The sequence below is a fragment of the Dietzia sp. IBK-p2-16D genome, assembly GCF_057773085.1.
In genome coordinates this window covers 297,459-314,284 of record NZ_JBYMTL010000002.1, presented here as the reverse complement: position 1 = coordinate 314,284, position 16,826 = coordinate 297,459, and the positions used below count along the sequence as shown (strand labels likewise).

Here is a 16,826-nt window from a genome sequence, read left to right as displayed (position 1 = left end):
AAGAGCTAGGAGGGCCCATGTCGGCGACCCGCAACCACACCACGCACGAGGTCCTCAACCAGGCGCCACCCCGGGTGGACGTGGACGAGTACGCCCTCAATCCGGCGCTGCAGGAGGCCGTGGCGGTCTTCTCGCCGCACGCGCGGGTCGAGGCGTTCCATGAGATCGGTCGGCACGTGGGCACCGAGCAGTACCAGCACGACGCCGAGCTCGCCAACACCTACCCGCCGGTCCACCGCGCCCACGACCGGTGGGGCAACCGGGTCGACGAGATCGAGTTCCACCCCGCCTACCACCGGATCATGGAGTACTCGGTGTCCCGCGGTCTGCACACCTCGGCGTGGGCCGACCCGGGGCCGGGGGCGAACGTCGAGCGGGCGGTGGGGTTCATGCTGGTCTCGCAGGTGGAGGCCGGTCACGGCTGCCCGCTGTCCATGACGCACGCGGTGGTCCCGTCGCTGCGGCTGAGCCCTGACCTGGCCGCCGAGTGGGAGCCGGCGCTGCTGTCGACGGTGTACGACCCCGAACTGCGCGACCCCGCCACCAAGTCGGGAGTGCTGTTCGGGATGGCCATGACAGAGAAGCAGGGCGGCTCGGACGTCCGCGCCAACACCACCACCGCCGAGCCTGTCGGTGACGGTGACGGTGACTGCTACGTCCTGCGTGGACACAAGTGGTTCTGCTCGGCGCCACAGTCGGACGCGTTCCTCGTGCTGGCGCAGGCACCGGCCGGTCTGAGCTGCTTCCTCGTCCCGCGCGTCCTGCCCGGCGGCGAGCGCAACCCGTTCCTCGTACAGCGCCTCAAGGACAAGCTGGGGAACAAGTCCAACGCGTCGTCGGAGGTGGAGTTCGACGGCACGCTCGGCTGGATGGTCGGCGAACCCGGCCGCGGTGTGCGCACGATCATCGAGATGGTCGGCCGGACCCGCCTGGACTGCGTGCTCGGCGCGGCGGCGGGGATGCGCCAGGGCGTGGCCGAGGCGGCGTGGCACGCCAGGCACCGGGCCGCGTTCGGAGCGACGCTGATCGACCAGCCCGCGATGGCCGCGGTCCTGGCGGACCTGCAGCTCGAGGCGGAGGCCGCGACGTGGACCGCGCTGCGTCTGGCCTCGGCGTACGACGACGACGAGTTCGCCCCCTACCGCCGGCTCGCCACCGCGGTCGCCAAGTACTGGATCTGTAAGCGCGGGCCGAACCACGCCTACGAATCGCTGGAGTGTCTCGGCGGCAACGGGTACACCGAGTCGTTCCCGCTCGCGCGCCGCTACCGGGAGCAGCCGGTCCTGGCCGTGTGGGAGGGCTCGGGCAACGTCATCGCGCTGGACGTACTGCGCGCGATGGCCCGCGAGCCGGAGTCCGTGGCCGCGTTCGACGCCGAACTGGCCGCGCAGCTGGGCGGCCACGAGCTGTACGACCGGCACGTCGAGCGGGTGCGCGCGCTCATCGGCCGCGCCGCCGCCGACCCGGGCGCGGCGCCGGCGATCGCCCGTCGACTGGTCGAGGCGATGGCGCTGGCCCAGCAGGGCGCGGTGCTGCTCGCCCACGCGCCGGCGGCGGTCGCGGAGGCGTTCTGCCTGGCCCGGCTCGGCGACGACCGCTCGGCCGAGTACGGCGCCCTGCCCGACGGCGTGGACGTCGACACGCTGGTCGCACGGGCCTGAGGCCCGGGAGTCGCGCGCAAGTGACGGGCGGGGTGGCGGGCGGAGCGGCGGGCCGATGAGGGAAACGACACCGCCGGTTTCGGTAATCGCGTGACAACTAGTGACGGCTGTCACACACTGGGGTCACCCGACAACGAGGTGCCTGATGTCCATCCCTGGTGATCCGCGGGAGAGGGTCTACCGACCCGGCCCGGCCCCACTGCGCTCCAAGCTGCCGGTCCTCGGCGGCACGCTCGAGTACGTCCACAGTCCCCTGGCAACCATGGCCCGCCGCTATCGCGATCACGGCCCCGTCTCCGACCTGAGCTTCCTCGGGGCCACGTGGACCGCTCTGATCGGCCCCGACGCCTGCCAGGCCGCGTTGCAGAACGCGGACAAGGCGTTCGCCAGCGGCCCCGGCTGGGGATACCTGGTGGGGCCGTTCTTCAACCGCGGGCTGATGCTCCTCGACTTCGAGGAGCATCACCACTACCGCCACATCATGCAGGAGGCGTTCACCCGTCCCCGGCTCGAGGGCTACACCCGCAGGCTCGCCCCACTGGTCGACGAGGGCATCGCCGCCTGGCCACCGGACCGGGCGTTCCAGATCTACCCCGCGCTCAAGACGCACACCCTCGACCTGGCGACCGAGGTGTTCATGGGTGGCGCCGAATACGCCGCGCCCGGCGAGTTGGAGCAGGTCAACAAGGCGTTCGTCGACTGCGTCCAGGCCGCGAACGGTTATTTCCGTTCCACTGCCGTGCCGTTCACCAAGTGGGGCCGTGCGGCCCGGGGGCGCCGGCTGCTCGAGGAGTTCCTGCGCCGCCACCTGCCGGCCCGACGCGCGAACCCCGGCGAGGACCTGTTCTCCGCCCTGTGCCAGGTGGCCGACGCCTCCGGCGGGATCGACGACGACGACATAATCAACCAGATGATCTTCCTGCTCATGGCCGCGCACGACACCACCACCAGCACGGTCACCTCGATGGTCTACGAGCTCGGCCGCGACGTCCAGTGGCAGGAGCGGCTCCGCCGCCAGTGCCAGGATCTGGGTCCGAACCCCACCCTGGCCGAGCTGGAGGAGCTGCCCGATCTGGCACTGGTGATGAAGGAGTCGCTGCGCCTGCACCCGCCGGTGCCGGTGATGGCGCGCAAGACGGTCAAGGACACCGAGATCCTGGGCGTGGAGATCCCGGCCGGCCGACTCACCTCGATCATGCCGCTGTACTCGCACCACATGCCCGAGTACTGGACGGACCCGGAGATCTTCGATCCCGAGCGGTTCTCCGAGGAACGGCGGGAGGACAAGTCGCACCGCTTCGCCTGGGAGCCGTTCGGCGGCGGGGTGCACAAGTGCCTCGGCATGATCTTCGCCAACCTCGAATCGAAGCTGGTGCTCAGCGCACTGCTACGCCACTTCGAGTGGTCGGTCCCGCTGGACTACGTGCCGCCCATGAAGAACGATTCCCTGCCCTACCCGGCGGACGGACTGCCCGTGTCGCTGCGGCCGCTCGCCCGCGTCGCCGCGGGCTGACCCCGCCGCGCACGATCCATCGACAAGACAGTTCCGCACACCCGCCTCTCGGGGGATGTGTGCGGAACTGTCTTCTCGTCGGGGTCGGGGTCGGGCGGGTCGGGCGGGTCGGGGCGGGTCAGCCCTCCAGGGCGTTGACCACGGTCAGGTCGCCCTCGGAATGCGAGACGCGGATGCGCTTCTTGTCGAGCTTGCCGACCGAGGTCTTGGGGATCTCGTCGACGAACGCGAACTTCTCCGGCACCTGCCACTTGGCCATCCGCTCGGCCAGGTGGGCCCGCAGCTCTTCGACGTCCGGGTCGGGGATGCCGTCCTTGATGACGACCGTGGCCAGCGGCCGCTCGTCCCACTTGGGATCGGGGATGCCGATCACCGCGGCCTCGGCGACGGCCGGGTGCTCGAGGAGGTAGTTCTCCACCTCGACCGACGAGATCCACTCGCCGCCGGACTTGATGATGTCCTTGGCGCGGTCGGTGAGCTGCAGGAACGCCTCGGGCGTGATGTAGCCGACGTCACCGGTGCGCAGCCAACCGTCGTCGAACTGATCCGAGTTCTCGACCTTGTGGTAGCTGCCGGTGATCCACGGGCCGCGCACCTGGAGCTCGCCCACCGATTCGCCGTCCCAGGGCAGGGCGGTGCCGGAGTCGTCGACGATCCGCGCCTTGACACCGGCGAGGAGCCGCCCCTGGGTCTTCCGCAGATCGAACTGCTGGTCCTCGGGCAGGGACGCCTTCGGCCGGGACAGCGTCCCGATGGGCGAGGTCTCGGTCATGCCCCACGCGTGGGTGATGTTGATCCCGTACTTGTCACGGAACTTGCGGATGAGCTCGGGCGGGCAGGAGCTGCCGCCCACCACGACGGAGCGGAAGCTCGACATGTCGATGGGATGGTCGACCGAGTAGGCGTCGACGGCCTGCCAGATGGTCGGCACGGCGGCGGCGAGGGTCGGCTTCTCGCTGGCGATCATCGCGGCCAGCGGCTCGGGCTGCAGGAACCGCTCCGGCATGAGCAGCGAGGCACCCACCATGAACGCGGCGTACGGGAGCCCCCACGACATCGCGTGGAACATGGGCACGATCGCCAGCACGTTGTCGTCGAGCGAGATGTTCATGCCGTCGGACATGCACACCTGCATCGAGTGCAGGTAGATCGAGCGGTGCGAGTAGACGACGCCCTTCGGGTCGCCGGTGGTGCCCGAGGTGTAGCACATGGCGGCGCCGTCGTTCTCGTCCACCTCGGGCCACTCGAACTCCGTGGGCTGCGCGGCGAGCAGCGCCTCGTAGTCGTGCACCTGGATACCCTCGGGGGCCTCGAGGCCCGCGGCGCCGCCGCCGGTGACGATCACGTGCTCGACCGTCGAGAACCGCGGCAGGAGCGGCTGGAGCAGCGGGATCAGGCTCGGGTCGACGATCACGACCTTGTCCTCGGCGTGGTTGGCCACGAACTCGAGCTGGTCCGGGAACAGCCGGATGTTGAGCGGATGCAGCACGGCGCCCATCGACGGGATCGCCAGGTACGCCTCCATGTGCTCGGAGTTGTTCCACTGGAACGTGGCGACGCGCTGGTCGGCGTCGATCCCCAGGGAGCGCAGCGCGTGGGCCAGCTGCGCGGCGCGTCCACCCAGATCCCCGAAGGAGATCTTGCGCGGTCCCTGATCGGTCCAGGTGGTCACGACGGCGTCCTTGTGGACGGTCGCACCGAACTGCAGGATCGTGCTGATGTTCAGCTGCTCCGGCATCATCGTGCTGCGCATGAGGGGCTCCTTGGTCGAGGGGTGTCGCCTGTCACTCTGGGGTCGAGACTACCCGCCGCCGTGGGCGTTCCCGCCGCTTGTGGGTGTCTACCCGTCGAGGTCGTCGAACACCGCCTGAACGGTCCTCATCGCCGCCAGCGCCGCCGGCGCACCGCAGTACCCCGACGCGTGGATGACCGCCTCGGTGATCTCCTCGCGGGTCAGCCCGTTGGTCAGCCCGCCGCGCACGTGTCCGGCCAGCTCGGCATCGGCGCGCAGCGCCACGAGCATCCCGATGTTCAGCAGGCTGCGGTCCCGGCGGCCGAGCCCGGGCCGATTCCAGATGTTGCCCCAGACGTTCTCGGTGACGACGTGCTGGATCGCCTCCGACGCCGTCCCGGCGGCCCGGTCCATGGCCCGGTCCACGAAGGCGTCGCTCATCACCTCACGCCTGGTCGCGAAACCCTGCTCGCGCAGATCCCCGGCCGAAGGCCCCTCGCCTGAACCGCTCGTCGTCGTCGTCATCTCTCGGGTCCCTCCACTGCGTCGGTCGGTCGGTCTCCGCCCATCTTCCCCGCGGGTCACGACTAGGACTCGGCCGGGCCGGAAGCGGCCCACGAACCACGCCGCCGGAGCAGTCTGTGGGGACGTATCCGGATCGGGAAGGCGGCCCGCTCATGAGCTCACGGAAGTCCGGTCGGATCGCGCGTGCGGTCCTCGCCCTGGGGCTCGCGCCCGTCCTGGTGGCCACGGCCTGCTCGACCGACTCGGGAGGCGCGGATCAGGACGCGGCGCCCACCTCGTCGTCGTCGGCCCCCGCGCCCGACCCCGCGTCCCCGGATCCCGCCGCACGACCCGGCTCCCTCGGCGGTCCCCCGCTGCCCGTCCAGGACGCCGCGCCGTGCGCCCAGACCGGCGGCGGTACGCCGGTGGCACGCCCCGGCGAGGACGCCGGTCCCGCCGGTCCCATCGCGGACAACCCCGAGATCGCGACCGGGTACCGCACCGGGATGACCCCCGTGGCCACCGCGTCGTACTCGGTGTCCACCGCGCACCCCCTGTCCACCCTGGCCGCGTGCGAGGTACTCGCCGACGGGGGCACGGCCGCGGACGCGCTCGTCACCGCCCAGGCCGTGCTGGGGCTGGTCGAACCGCAGTCCTCCGGCCTCGGCGGCGGCGGGTTCCTGCTCTACTACGACCAGGGCACCCGGCAGCTCGAGACCTACGACGGCCGCGAGACGGCGCCCGCGGCCGCCACCGTCGACTACCTGCGCCACATCTCCCCCGAGGACACAGGCGAGCCGCAACCCGACGCCCGCCGCAGCGGACGGTCGATCGGCGTACCCGGCATCCTGCGGCTGCTCGAGTCCGCGCACGACGACCACGGCACCCGCGAGTGGCGGGAGTTGTTCGACCCGGCCGTGGTGCTGGCCGACGACGGGTTCGACATCAGCCCGCGTCTGGCCGCGTCCATCGCCGACGCCGCCGAGGACCTGGCCCGCGACCCCGACGCCGCCGCCTACTTCCTCGAGGGCGGCACCGGGAAACCCGCCGGGACTCGCCTGACGAACCCGGCCTACGCCAAAACCCTCGCAGCAGTGGCCAGCGAGGGCGCCGACGCGTTCTACACGGGCGCGATCGCCGAGGCGATCATCGAGCAGGTCACCACGCAACGCGAGGGCATCACGCCGGGCGCGATGACGCTCGACGACCTCGCCGGCTACCAGGCGACCACCCGCGACCCCGTGTGCAGCCCCTACCGGGACCACGCCGTGTGCGGCATGGGGCCGCCGTCCTCCGGCGGCACCGCGGTCGCAGCGACCATGACGATGCTGGCGGACAAGAACCTCGCCGCGTACCCACCGACCGGAGTCGACGACGACGGAGGCCTGCCCTCGCCGGAGGCGGTGCACCTGGTGACCGAGGCGGAAAGGCTCGCCTACGCCGACCGCGACGTCTACATCGCCGACCCACGCTTCGTCCCGCCGCCCCTCGGCTCGCCGCTGACCCTGCTGCGTCCCGGGTACCTGGCCGGGCGGGCCGAGCTCATCGACCCCGACCGCTCCATGGGCGAGGCCGAGCCCGGCGAGTTCGCCTTCGACGCCCGCGGCGTGTTCACCGGACCCGAGCACGGCACCAGCCACATCAGCATCATCGACGCCGAGGGCAACGCGGCCGCGCTGACCACCACCGTGGAGTCGGCGTTCGGTTCCTTCCAGATGGTGGAGGGATTCCTGCTCAACAACCAGCTCACCGACTTCGCGGCCGAGCCCCGCGACGAGGCCGGGGAGCTGCAGGCCAACCGTGTGCAGCCGGGCAAGCGGCCCCGCTCGTCCATGGCTCCCACGATGGTCTTCGACGGATCTCCTCTCGCCCGCGGCGACCTGCGCGCGGTGGTGGGCTCGCCCGGCGGATCGCGGATCATCCAGTTCGTGGTCAAGACGCTCGTCGGGATGCTCGACTGGGGCCTGGACCCACAACAGGCGGTGGGCGCCCCGTCGTTCGGGGCGAGCAACTCCCCCGAGACGGCGGTGGGCGGGGAGCACCCGGCGGTGGCACGCGACCCGGCGGCGGTGACCGGGCGGCTCACCGAGCTCGGCCACGAGGTCTCCACGGACGACCAATCGTCCGGGCTCTCCGCGATCCTGCGGCAGTCCGACGGCACCCTCGTCGGCGGCGCCGACCCGCGGCGCGAGGGGGTCGTGCTGGGCGGGTGAGCTACCCTCGACAGGTCCGGTCCTGCACCGGACACCGTGGTACACGGCGGAAGTCGGTGTGAATCCGACGCTGTCCCGCAACTGTGATCCCGTCCCCTCGGACGGGCAAGCCAGGTCGGCCGATACCGCGGCGCCGTACGAACTGACCTCGGACGAAGGACGGTTGCGTGCCGCGACGTCCTCGTCGCAGCCGAGCTGCTTTCGTCCTCCGTCTCCCGGAGGATGTCATGCACCACCCATACCGGCGGCCCCGCCGACCCCGCTCACTCCTGCTCGCGGCCCCCCTGGCCGCCGTCACCCTGCTCGTCTCGGCGTGCAGCGGGACCGGCGGCGACGAGCCGGCGTCGGCCGATCAGACCACCGCCGCGGCCGACGATCCGCAGGCGATCGTGTCGCTGGCCCCGGTCACCACCGAGATGCTCTACGCCGTCGGCGCCGGGGACCGGGTCGTGGCGGTCGACGAGCGCTCCGATTTCCCCGCCGGCGCCCCGGTCACCGACCTGTCCGGTTACACGCCCAACCTCGAGGCGATCCTGGGGTACGCACCGGACCTGGTGGTGCTCACCGACGACAACGGCGACATCGTGGCCGGGCTGGAACGCTCCGGCGTCGAGGTGCTCCAGCTGCCGGCCGCGCAGACCCTCGACGACACCTACGCGCAGCTCGAACAGGTCGGCGCCGCCACCGGGCACATCGGCGAGGCCGCGGAGCTGGTGTCACGGATGCAGGTCGAGATCGACGAGATCGTCGCCTCCGTGCCGGAGCGCGAGACCCCGCTGACGTACTTCCACGAGCTCGACGACACCTACTACACGGTCACCGACGCCACCTACGTCGGCGAGGTGTACTCCCTGCTGGGCCTGACCTCGGTCGCCACCGGTGACGACCCGTACCCCCAGCTGTCGGAGGAGCTCATCCTCGAGGCCGACCCCGACCTGGTGTTCCTCGCCGACGGCCAGTGCTGCGGCATCACCCCGGAGGTCGTCGCCGAGCGGCCGGGGTGGGACGGGTTGACGGCCGTACGCGAGGGACGCGTCCACGTGGTCGACGAGGACCTGTCCAGCCGGTGGGGCCCGCGCATCGTGGACTTCATGCGCGAGGTCGCGGCGATCGTCTCGGCGGTGCCCGACGCCGCACCGGCCACGCCGGACACCGCGGGGGCGGCCGAGAGCCAGCCCACCTCATGACCCGCCCGTCGCCTCGCCACGCCCTGGTGCTCGGCGGGGCGACGCTGCTGCTGGGGGCCGCGGTCCTGCTGGGCACCCTCATCGGCCCGGCGGGGCTCACCCCGGGCGGCGTGGTGCTCGAGCTCGTCGGCCGATTGCCGCTGGTCGAGGTCGACTCCGGGTTCACCGAGCGGCAGCAGGTCATCCTGTGGGAGATCCGTATCCCGCGGGTGGTGCTGGGGGCGGTCGTCGGCGCGATGCTGGCGATCGCCGGGGCCACCTACCAGGGCGTCTTCCGCAACCCGCTCGCCGACCCGTACCTGCTGGGTGTGTCCAGCGGGGCGGGCCTGGGCGCGACCCTGGCGATCGTCGTGGGCGGTGCGATGGGATCGGCGATGGTGCCGCCCGCCGCGTTCGCCGGCGGCATGATCGCCGTACTGGCCACCTACACGCTGGGCCGCAGCGTCGGCGGCGGACGCAGCGAGGTCGTCATCATCCTCGCCGGCGTCGCGGTGGCCGCGTTCGCCAGCGCCGTCCAGACGTTCTTCATGCAGCGCCACGACGAGACCCTCCGCCAGGTGTACTCGTGGATGCTCGGCCGCCTCACGACCAGCGGTTGGTCCGACGTGCAGACGGTGCTGCCGTACGTGATCGTCTCGGTGGCGGTGATCGCCCTGTTCCGGCGCACCCTCGACGTCATGGCGGTCGGCGACACCGAGGCCGCGACGCTGGGGATCGCCCCGGCGCGCGTGCGGTTGGTCCTCATCAGCGTGGCCACGCTCGGCACCGCGGCGGTGGTGTCGGTGTCCGGTCTGATCGGGTTCGTGGGCATCGTCATCCCCCACGCGGTGCGCATGCTCATCGGGCCGGGTCACCGGCTACTCCTGCCGGTATCGTTGCTGGTCGGGGCCACGTTCCTCATCCTCGCCGACGTCGTCGCCCGGACCGCGATGAGCCCGGCCGAGCTGCCCATCGGCGTGGTGACGGCGGCGATCGGCGCCCCGTTCTTCCTCCTGGTCCTGCGTCGCAGCCGGGGGCACATATGAGCGCCACACCGTCCGCTGGGTCCGCAGGGTCCGCAGGGTCCGCGCCCGCCGCCCTGACCTGCCGTGATCTGCGGGTCACCCGCGACCGCACCGCCATCCTCCACGGCATCGACCTCACCGTGCCCGCCGGCTCCTGGGTGTCCCTCGTGGGCCCCAACGGGTCCGGCAAGACGACCCTGCTGTTCGCTCTCGCCGGTCTCATCCCGGCCACCGGTCGCATCGAGGTCGACGGGCTGACCCCGCGCCGGGCCGGACGCCGCCGGGTGGCGCGGACGGTCGCGATGATGCCGCAGCGCCCGGTCGTCCCCGAGGGGGTCACGGCGCGCGAACTCATCGGACTCGGTCGCACCCCCCACATCGCGCGCTTCGGCACCGAGTCCGCCCACGACCGCGAGGTGGTCGAGCAGGTCATCGACCGCCTGGGGCTGCACGCCCTGGCCTCGCGCATCGCCACGACCCTGTCCGGGGGCGAACTGCAGCGGGTGGTGCTGGGCCGCTCGCTCGCGCAGGAACCGCGGGTGCTGCTGCTCGACGAGCCGACGAGCGCGCTGGACATCGGCCACCAGCAGCAGGTCCTCGACCTGGTGGACTCCATGCGCCGCGAGACCGGGCTGACCGTGGTGGCGGCGATGCACGACCTCACCTCGGCCGCTCACTACGGGCAGCGGTTGGTGCTGCTCGACGGGGGCCGTGTGGTGGCCGACGGTCCGCCCGAGGAGGTCCTCACCGCCGAGCGGGTGGCGCAGGTCTATGACGCGCGCGTGGAGGTCCTCGACCGCCGCGACGGCCGCGCGGTGCTGCCGCTGCGCGAAGCCGGGCCGAACCCAGCCCCCGGCGCGGCCCCCGGCGCGGCGCCGGAGGCGGGCGCCTGATGGAGGTCGTCCTGCTGGGGACCGGCGCCGCCGACGGATGGCCCAACCCGTTCTGCCTGTGTTCCTCGTGCGACGGGGCACGCCGGCTCGGCGTGCTGCGCGGCCAGACCTCCGCGCTGGTCGACGACGAGGTGCTCATCGACTGCGGACCGGAGGCCCCCGGCTCGGCCGTGCGGCTCGGACGGTCTCTGGCGGCGGTCAGACATCTGCTCATCACCCACGCCCACGCCGACCATCTCGGACCGCAGGTCCTGCTGTTCCGCTCGTGGATCCCCGAGGCGGGTGAGCTCGAGGTGATCGGTCCCGCCGACGCGCTGGACGTGTGCCGTCCCTGGGTGGGCCCGGACGACCCGGTGCGCTTCGTCCCGGTCGCCGCCGGGGACCGGCTCTCGGTGGGCGCGTACGAGGTGCGCGTGCTCCCCGCCCGGCACCGCGTCTTCCGCGACGGGGACGCGGTCCTCTACGACGTGACCGGGCCCGACGGCACCCGCCTGCTGTGGGCGAGCGACACGGGGCCGTGGGACGAGGAGTGGTTCGCCGCGGTGCGCGGGGCCCGCTTCGACGCGGTCTTCCTCGAGGAGACGCTGGGTGACCGCGAGGAGATCTCCCCCGCCCACCTGGGCCTGGCCCGGTTCGCCGCGATGCTCCGGCGGTTCCGCGAGGTCGGGGCGGTCGATGAGCGGACCGACGTGGTGGCCGTCCACCTGGGCCACCACAACCCGCCGCCCGACCTCCTGGCCGGGCGGCTACGGGAGCACGGCGCGCGGGCGGGCGTCGACGGCGAGGTCGTCCGCTGCGGCCGCGGGACCACCTCCCGCTAGAGGAGCCGCCCGGCGCCGTCCCGGAGAAGGTCGAAGGCGACGTCCAGATAGGACCCCGGAGCGTCCGCCGGATCGTGCCCGTCGGCCTCCAGCGCGGTGCCGGAGGTACCGGACCCGGTCCCGCCCGATCGATGCCTGAGCACCGATGCCCCGGCGGCCAGGCTCAGGTCCACCATCACCCGCACCCGGAACGGGCTCAGCTGCGGTGCCCGGCCGCCGACGGCCTCGTACAGCGGTTCCAGGATCTGCTCGGCGACGCAGGCCCTCGCCTCGGCGCTCAGGAGCAGCCCGATCTGCTCGCCCGCCACCAGCAGGTTCTGCGCGGCGTCGATGTCGTCCTCCGAGCGCCCGTAGAGCTCACGGAACGCTGAGCGCAGGATGTCCAGTGGCGACAGGTCCGCCGGCGCCTGCTCCACCTGCCGCACCCATTCGGCGACCTGTTCGCGCAGGAAGTGCACGAACGCGTCCTCGCGGTGGGCGAAGTAGTTGTGGAACGTGCGGGTGGAGACCCCGGCGCGGCCCGCGATCGCCGAGACCGTCGCCCGCTCCGCCCCCTCGGCGACCAGCAGTTCGACTGCGGCCACCGCGAGGCGGGTGCGGGTGTCGGCCTTCTTCCGCTCGCGGAGGTTAGGCATTGGCGCGGGTCCCGGCGGGCTCGGCGTCCTCCTCGGCGGGGTCGGACCCCGAGTGCGCGGAACCGTCGGCCGTGGAGCCCATCGACTCGAGGGCCGAGCCCTCCACGTCCACGGACGGCAGGATGCGGTCCAGCCAGCCCGGGATCCTCCAGGCGCGCTCACCGAGCAGGAACATCACCGCGGGGATGATCGTCATGCGGACGATGAACGCGTCGAACAGCACCGCCACGGCCAGAGCGAAGCCCATCACCTTGATGAACTGCTCGTCGATCGTCATGAAGGCGGCAAAGACGCTGGTCATGATGAGCGCGGCGGCGGTGACGACGCGGGCGCCGTGCTTGAACCCGTTGGCCACGGCGTTCTGCGCGGTCTTGCCGTGGACCCAGCCCTCGCGCATGCGGGTGACGAGGAAGACCTGGTAGTCCATGGCGAGGCCGAACACGATTCCGATGAGGATGATCGGCAGGAAGCTGATGATCGGCTGCGGGTCGGAGATGATGCCGCCCCAGCCCTCCTGCCACAGCGCGACGGTCAGACCGAACGTGGCCGCGACCGACAGTCCGAAGCCCAGCGCCGCGATGAGCGGCACCCAGATCGACCGGAACACCAGCATCAGCAGGAGGAAGGCCAGCACCAGGACGATCCCGATGTAGGGCAGCAGCACCTCGGACAGTCGCTCCGAGATGTCTTCGTAGATCGGGGTGACGCCGGTGACCGAGTAGGTGCCGCCGGTCTCCTGCTCGAACTGACCGGCGCCCGCCCGGATGTCCTCGAGCACGGTGGCGGCGCGCTCGTCGGTCGCGCCGAACTCCGGGGTGATGAGCACCTGGGCCGCGTCGCCGGACTCGTTGGTCTCGATGATCTGCGCGTTCCGGACCCCGTCCACTGCCTGGATGTCGGTGACGGCGGTGGCCCAGGCGGCGGGACGCTCCTCCTCGGCGACGTCCATCGTGTCGACCAGGGCGACCATCGGGGCGTTGCGGCCGGGGCCGAACGCGTCCGAGGTGATGTCGTAGGCGATGCGGTTGGGGGTACCCGGGGCCATCGTGCCGTCGGACGGCATCGCCAGCCGCAGCTGGGCCGCGGGGATCGCGAGCACGCCGAGTAGCACGACGCAGGTGACGGCGTGCAGGACGGGACGCTTGCGCACGCGGCGGACCCAGGACAGGCCCATCGTCGGCTTCTCGTCCTCGGGGTCCGGAGCCTTGACCACGGGGATGCGGGCGCCGAACACCTTGGTGCCGACGGCGCCGAGCACGGCGGGCAGCAGCGTGATGGCCACGAACACGGCCACGGCCACCGTCGCGGCGGCGGACAGCGCCATGGCGGTGAGGAACGGGATGTTGATGATCGACAGGGCGGCGAGCGCGATGAGCACGGTGAGGCCCGCGAACACCACGGCGGAGCCGGCCTTGCCCACGGCGAGCCCGGCGAGGTGTGCACGATCCCGCACCGGGATCGTCTTGAGCTGCTGGGCGAGCTCGCGTGGCTCGAGGTCGTTGCCACCGATGTGCTTGACCAGCTCGGTGCGGAAGCGGGAGACGATGAACAGCGCGTAGTCGATACCGACGGCCAGACCGATCATGGAGGCCAGCGTCGGGGTGAAGTTGCTGATGGTGTCGGTGAACGAGGTGGCGGCGAAGATGCCGGCGATGCCGATGCCGACCCCGACGACGCCGACCAGCAGCGGCAGACCGGCGGCGATGAGCGAACCGAACGTGATGGTGAGGATGACGGCGGCCACGGCGATGCCGATGATCTCGCCGGTCGCGCTGATCTCGGAGGCCTGGAAGGCGTTGCCCGAGTAGGCGATGGTGAGCCCGTCCTCGTGCTCGGCGACGAGGTCGGCGAAGGCCTCACGGTCTGCCGTCTCCACGTTCATCGTGGTCTCGGCCGCGAACTGCAGCTGCAGGGTGCCGGTCGTCTCGTCCTCGCTCAGCGGGCTCAGCGCGGCGATGTCGGCGTCGATCTGCTCCTGCGGCGCGCCCTGGGCGGCCTTGGCCTCGGTCAGCTGCTGCGCCATGGCCTCGGCGGCGAGAACCGGGCTGACGATCTCCTCGGTGCCGGTGAGGAAGTCGAGTCCGCGGACGTCGGCCAGGAACGCGTCGACATCCTCTGTCACAGCCGGATCGGTGAGGGTGCTGCCCTCGGGGGCCTGGATGACCACGGTCCCGGTCGGGGCGTCGAGCTGGCTGGGCGAGCCGGGGAACCGCTCCTGGATCTTCTCCTGGGTCTCGATGGACTCGAGGCCCGGGATCGAGAAGCTGGAGGTGGTCTGCGTGGACAGCGCCGCAGCGGCCGTGCCCATGCCCACGATGATCAACAGCCAGGCGGCGATGAACCTCCATTTGTGCAGGTAGGCCGACCGGCCGATCCGGTAGAGAAATGACGCCATGCGCTGGCTCCTCGGGCGTAGGTGCGACTCGCGAACCCTGGCAGTTTTGCACGGCCACTGCACGATTGCACAGCTGGTGCAACGTGAAGTGACGGACGACACCTCGGCCTGAGGAGTCCGCATACCCCCCGGGGTGTCTTGCGCATACCCCAGGGGGTATGTATCGTCGTGGCACACCCCGACACCGGGAACCCGATCGACAAGGAGAGCAGCATGCTTCTCGAGCGCATCTACGACGAGGACCTCGCCCAGGCCGGTTACTTCATCGGCTGTCAGGCCAAGAACGAGGCGATGGTGGTGGACGCCCGCCGCGACATCCGCGAGTACCTGGACCTGGCCGCCCGGCACGGCATGACGATCACCACCGTCACCGAGACCCATATCCATGCCGACTACCTGTCCGGCACCCGCGAACTCGCGGAGGCCACGGGCGCCACGGTGTACGTCTCCGGCGAGGGCGGCGACGACTGGCAGTACGGGTTCTCCGCCGAGCGCCTCCACCACGGTGACCAGCTGAAGTTGGGCAACATCACCGTCGAGGCCGTGCACACCCCGGGCCACACCCCGGAACACCTGTCGTTCCTCATCACCGACGGCGCCTTCGCGGACAGCCCCGGATACATGCTGACCGGCGACTTCGTCTTCTCCGGAGACCTCGGCCGACCGGACCTGCTCGACGAGGCCGCGGGCGGGGTCGACACCCGCTTCGAGGGCGCCAAGCAGATCTTCCGCAGCCTGAAGGACTCCTTCGTCACCCTGCCGGACCACGTCCAGGTCTTCCCCGGCCACGGTTCGGGCAGCGCCTGCGGCAAGGCCCTCGGCGCACTGCCGTCGACCAGCGTCGGCTACGAGCGTCGCTACGCGTGGTGGGCGGGGTACGTGAACGACGACGACGAGCAGGGCTTCATCGACGAGATGCTCGACGGGCAGCCGGACGCGCACGCCTACTTCGGCCGCATGAAGCGACAGAACAAGGAGGGCCCGGCGGTGCTGGGTGCACTGGCCCCGCTCCGCGAGTTCGGCACCACCGAACTGGCCGACTCCCTCGAGGCGAACGAGGTCGTCGTCGTCGACACCCGTGGCCAGGACGAGGTCCACGCCGGCACCGTCCCCGGGGCGCTCAACATCCCCGGCGTCGACAAGGCGGCGTCCTTCGGCGCCTGGGTCTACGACCCCGAGTCCGAGGACACGCCCCTGGTGGTCCTGGCCGAGGACGTCGAGATGGCCGAGGCGCTGCGCGATCACCTGCTGCGCGTCGGAATCGACACGGTCACCGGCTACACGACCAGCTTCGAGGGTCTGCCGATGACGACCCCCGAGATGATCGGGCCGGACGAGCTAGCTTCGTTCGACTCCGCGATGGTGCTGGACGTGCGCAACAAGACCGAGCACGCAGGCGGCCACATCCCGGGCTCCGAGCAGCTCAGCGGCGGCCGGGCGCTGTGGAACCTCGACCGGCTCCCGACCAACGGACCGATCGTGACCTACTGCCAGAGCGGCGTCCGCAACTCGGTCGCGGCCAGCGCCCTGCGTCGCGCCGGCTACCGCGTGGTCGAGCTCGAGGGCAGCTACGCCGCCTGGTCCGAGCGCAACCTCGCCACCGTCTGACCTCACCCCTAGCCAAAGGACACCACTTCACCCATGCTTTCCACGCTCACGCACGCCCCGACCATCGCTCCCGCCGATCTGCGAGAGGCGATGGACTCGGACACCCCGCCCACCGTCATCGACGTGCGGTCCGGCGCCGAGTTCTCCTCCGTGCACATCCGCGGCTCCTACAACGTGCCGCTACCCCTGCTCGCCGAGCACGGTGAGGAGTTCGCCTCCCGTCTGCCCGGCCAGGTCGTCCTCATCTGCCAGACCGGCAACCGGGCCCGCCAGGCGAACGAGCGGCTCGAGTCCGTGGGCGTGAACCCCGACTCGGTGACCGTGCTCGACGGCGGCATCGCCGGCTACGAGGCCGCCGGCGGCGAGGTCATCCGCGGCAAGGGCACCTGGGCGATGGACCGGCAGGTCCGCATGGTCGCCGGGTCGCTCGTCCTGGCCGGCGTCACCGCGTCCAAGGTCGTCTCGCCCAAGTTCGCCTACCTCGCCGGCGCCCTCGGGGCCGGGCTGACCTACTCCGCGGCGAGCAACTCCTGTGCCATGGCCGCGGGCCTGTCGAAGATGCCGTGGAACCGCTCCGCCGACGAGCCGGGCCTCGGCGCCGTCCTGGACTCGCTGCCCGCCCGCTCCTGACCGATCCCACCCCGGCGCCCCCGCCGGAGA

The 16,826-nt window shown here is 71.4% G+C and carries 13 protein-coding genes and 1 riboswitch; of the genes, 9 read left to right on the top strand and 4 right to left on the bottom strand.

The window, feature by feature from the left end:
• Positions 1 to 17: 17 nt before the first annotated feature.
• Together AC3DE3_RS05785 and AC3DE3_RS05780 are read left to right on the top strand one after the other, a co-directional pair.
• Complete coding sequence (locus AC3DE3_RS05785; RefSeq protein ID WP_488369310.1) at positions 18 to 1,661, top strand: acyl-CoA dehydrogenase family protein; 1,644 nt, start codon at positions 18 to 20, stop codon at positions 1,659 to 1,661.
• Positions 1,662 to 1,806: 145 nt separating this feature from the next.
• Positions 1,807 to 3,174, top strand: coding sequence for a cytochrome P450 (locus AC3DE3_RS05780; protein WP_488369309.1), 1,368 nt, complete (start codon positions 1,807 to 1,809; stop codon positions 3,172 to 3,174).
• A gap of 118 nt (positions 3,175 to 3,292) precedes the next feature.
• On the opposite strand, the gene AC3DE3_RS05775 is transcribed toward AC3DE3_RS05780, so the two are convergent.
• The gene (locus AC3DE3_RS05775) at positions 3,293 to 4,927 is read right to left on the bottom strand and encodes a long-chain fatty acid--CoA ligase (protein WP_488369308.1); all 1,635 of its coding nucleotides are present in this window, start codon (positions 4,925 to 4,927) and stop codon (positions 3,293 to 3,295) included.
• An 87-nt stretch (positions 4,928 to 5,014) separates the two neighbouring features.
• On the bottom strand, positions 5,015 to 5,431 hold the full coding sequence (locus AC3DE3_RS05770; RefSeq protein ID WP_488369307.1) for a carboxymuconolactone decarboxylase family protein: 417 nt from the start codon (positions 5,429 to 5,431) through the stop codon (positions 5,015 to 5,017).
• Positions 5,432 to 5,583: 152 nt separating this feature from the next.
• Between AC3DE3_RS05770 and ggt the strand changes: the two genes are divergently transcribed.
• The 5 genes from ggt to AC3DE3_RS05745 all read left to right on the top strand — a co-directional run bounded on the left by ggt (position 5,584) and on the right by AC3DE3_RS05745 (position 11,528).
• Positions 5,584 to 7,623 carry a gamma-glutamyltransferase gene (gene ggt, locus AC3DE3_RS05765; RefSeq protein ID WP_488369306.1) on the top strand — a complete coding sequence of 680 codons (2,040 nt, stop codon included), beginning with the start codon at positions 5,584 to 5,586 and terminating at the stop codon, positions 7,621 to 7,623.
• A riboswitch (cobalamin riboswitch) is annotated at positions 7,624 to 7,761 on the top strand.
• Between the two features lie 89 nt (positions 7,762 to 7,850).
• On the top strand, positions 7,851 to 8,810 hold the full coding sequence (locus AC3DE3_RS05760) for an ABC transporter substrate-binding protein (RefSeq protein ID WP_260485948.1): 960 nt from the start codon (positions 7,851 to 7,853) through the stop codon (positions 8,808 to 8,810).
• Positions 8,807 to 9,835 (top strand): FecCD family ABC transporter permease, encoded by a 1,029-nt coding sequence (locus tag AC3DE3_RS05755; RefSeq protein ID WP_206475070.1) that lies wholly within the window; start codon positions 8,807 to 8,809, stop codon positions 9,833 to 9,835. The genes AC3DE3_RS05760 and AC3DE3_RS05755 overlap by 4 nt, the downstream gene beginning before the upstream one ends.
• The gene (locus AC3DE3_RS05750) at positions 9,832 to 10,707 is read left to right on the top strand and encodes an ABC transporter ATP-binding protein (protein ID WP_488369305.1); all 876 of its coding nucleotides are present in this window, start codon (positions 9,832 to 9,834) and stop codon (positions 10,705 to 10,707) included. The genes AC3DE3_RS05755 and AC3DE3_RS05750 overlap by 4 nt, the downstream gene beginning before the upstream one ends.
• The gene (locus tag AC3DE3_RS05745) at positions 10,707 to 11,528 is read left to right on the top strand and encodes an MBL fold metallo-hydrolase (protein WP_488369304.1); all 822 of its coding nucleotides are present in this window, start codon (positions 10,707 to 10,709) and stop codon (positions 11,526 to 11,528) included. The genes AC3DE3_RS05750 and AC3DE3_RS05745 overlap by 1 nt, the downstream gene beginning before the upstream one ends.
• Here the strand turns inward: AC3DE3_RS05745 and AC3DE3_RS05740 are convergent.
• Together AC3DE3_RS05740 and AC3DE3_RS05735 are read right to left on the bottom strand one after the other, a co-directional pair.
• The gene (locus AC3DE3_RS05740) at positions 11,525 to 12,163 is read right to left on the bottom strand and encodes a TetR/AcrR family transcriptional regulator (protein ID WP_488369303.1); all 639 of its coding nucleotides are present in this window, start codon (positions 12,161 to 12,163) and stop codon (positions 11,525 to 11,527) included. The genes AC3DE3_RS05745 and AC3DE3_RS05740 overlap by 4 nt on opposite strands.
• Positions 12,156 to 14,558, bottom strand: a complete 2,403-nt coding sequence (locus tag AC3DE3_RS05735) for an MMPL family transporter (protein ID WP_488369302.1) — start codon at positions 14,556 to 14,558, stop codon at positions 12,156 to 12,158. Before AC3DE3_RS05735 ends, AC3DE3_RS05740 begins: the two co-directional genes overlap by 8 nt.
• A gap of 213 nt (positions 14,559 to 14,771) precedes the next feature.
• On the opposite strand from AC3DE3_RS05735, the gene AC3DE3_RS05730 reads away from it, so the two are divergent.
• Complete coding sequence (locus AC3DE3_RS05730) at positions 14,772 to 16,166, top strand: rhodanese-like domain-containing protein (RefSeq protein ID WP_488369621.1); 1,395 nt, start codon at positions 14,772 to 14,774, stop codon at positions 16,164 to 16,166.
• A gap of 33 nt (positions 16,167 to 16,199) precedes the next feature.
• Positions 16,200 to 16,796 (top strand): rhodanese-like domain-containing protein, encoded by a 597-nt coding sequence (locus AC3DE3_RS05725; protein WP_488369301.1) that lies wholly within the window; start codon positions 16,200 to 16,202, stop codon positions 16,794 to 16,796.
• The last annotated feature ends 30 nt before the right edge of the window (positions 16,797 to 16,826 follow it).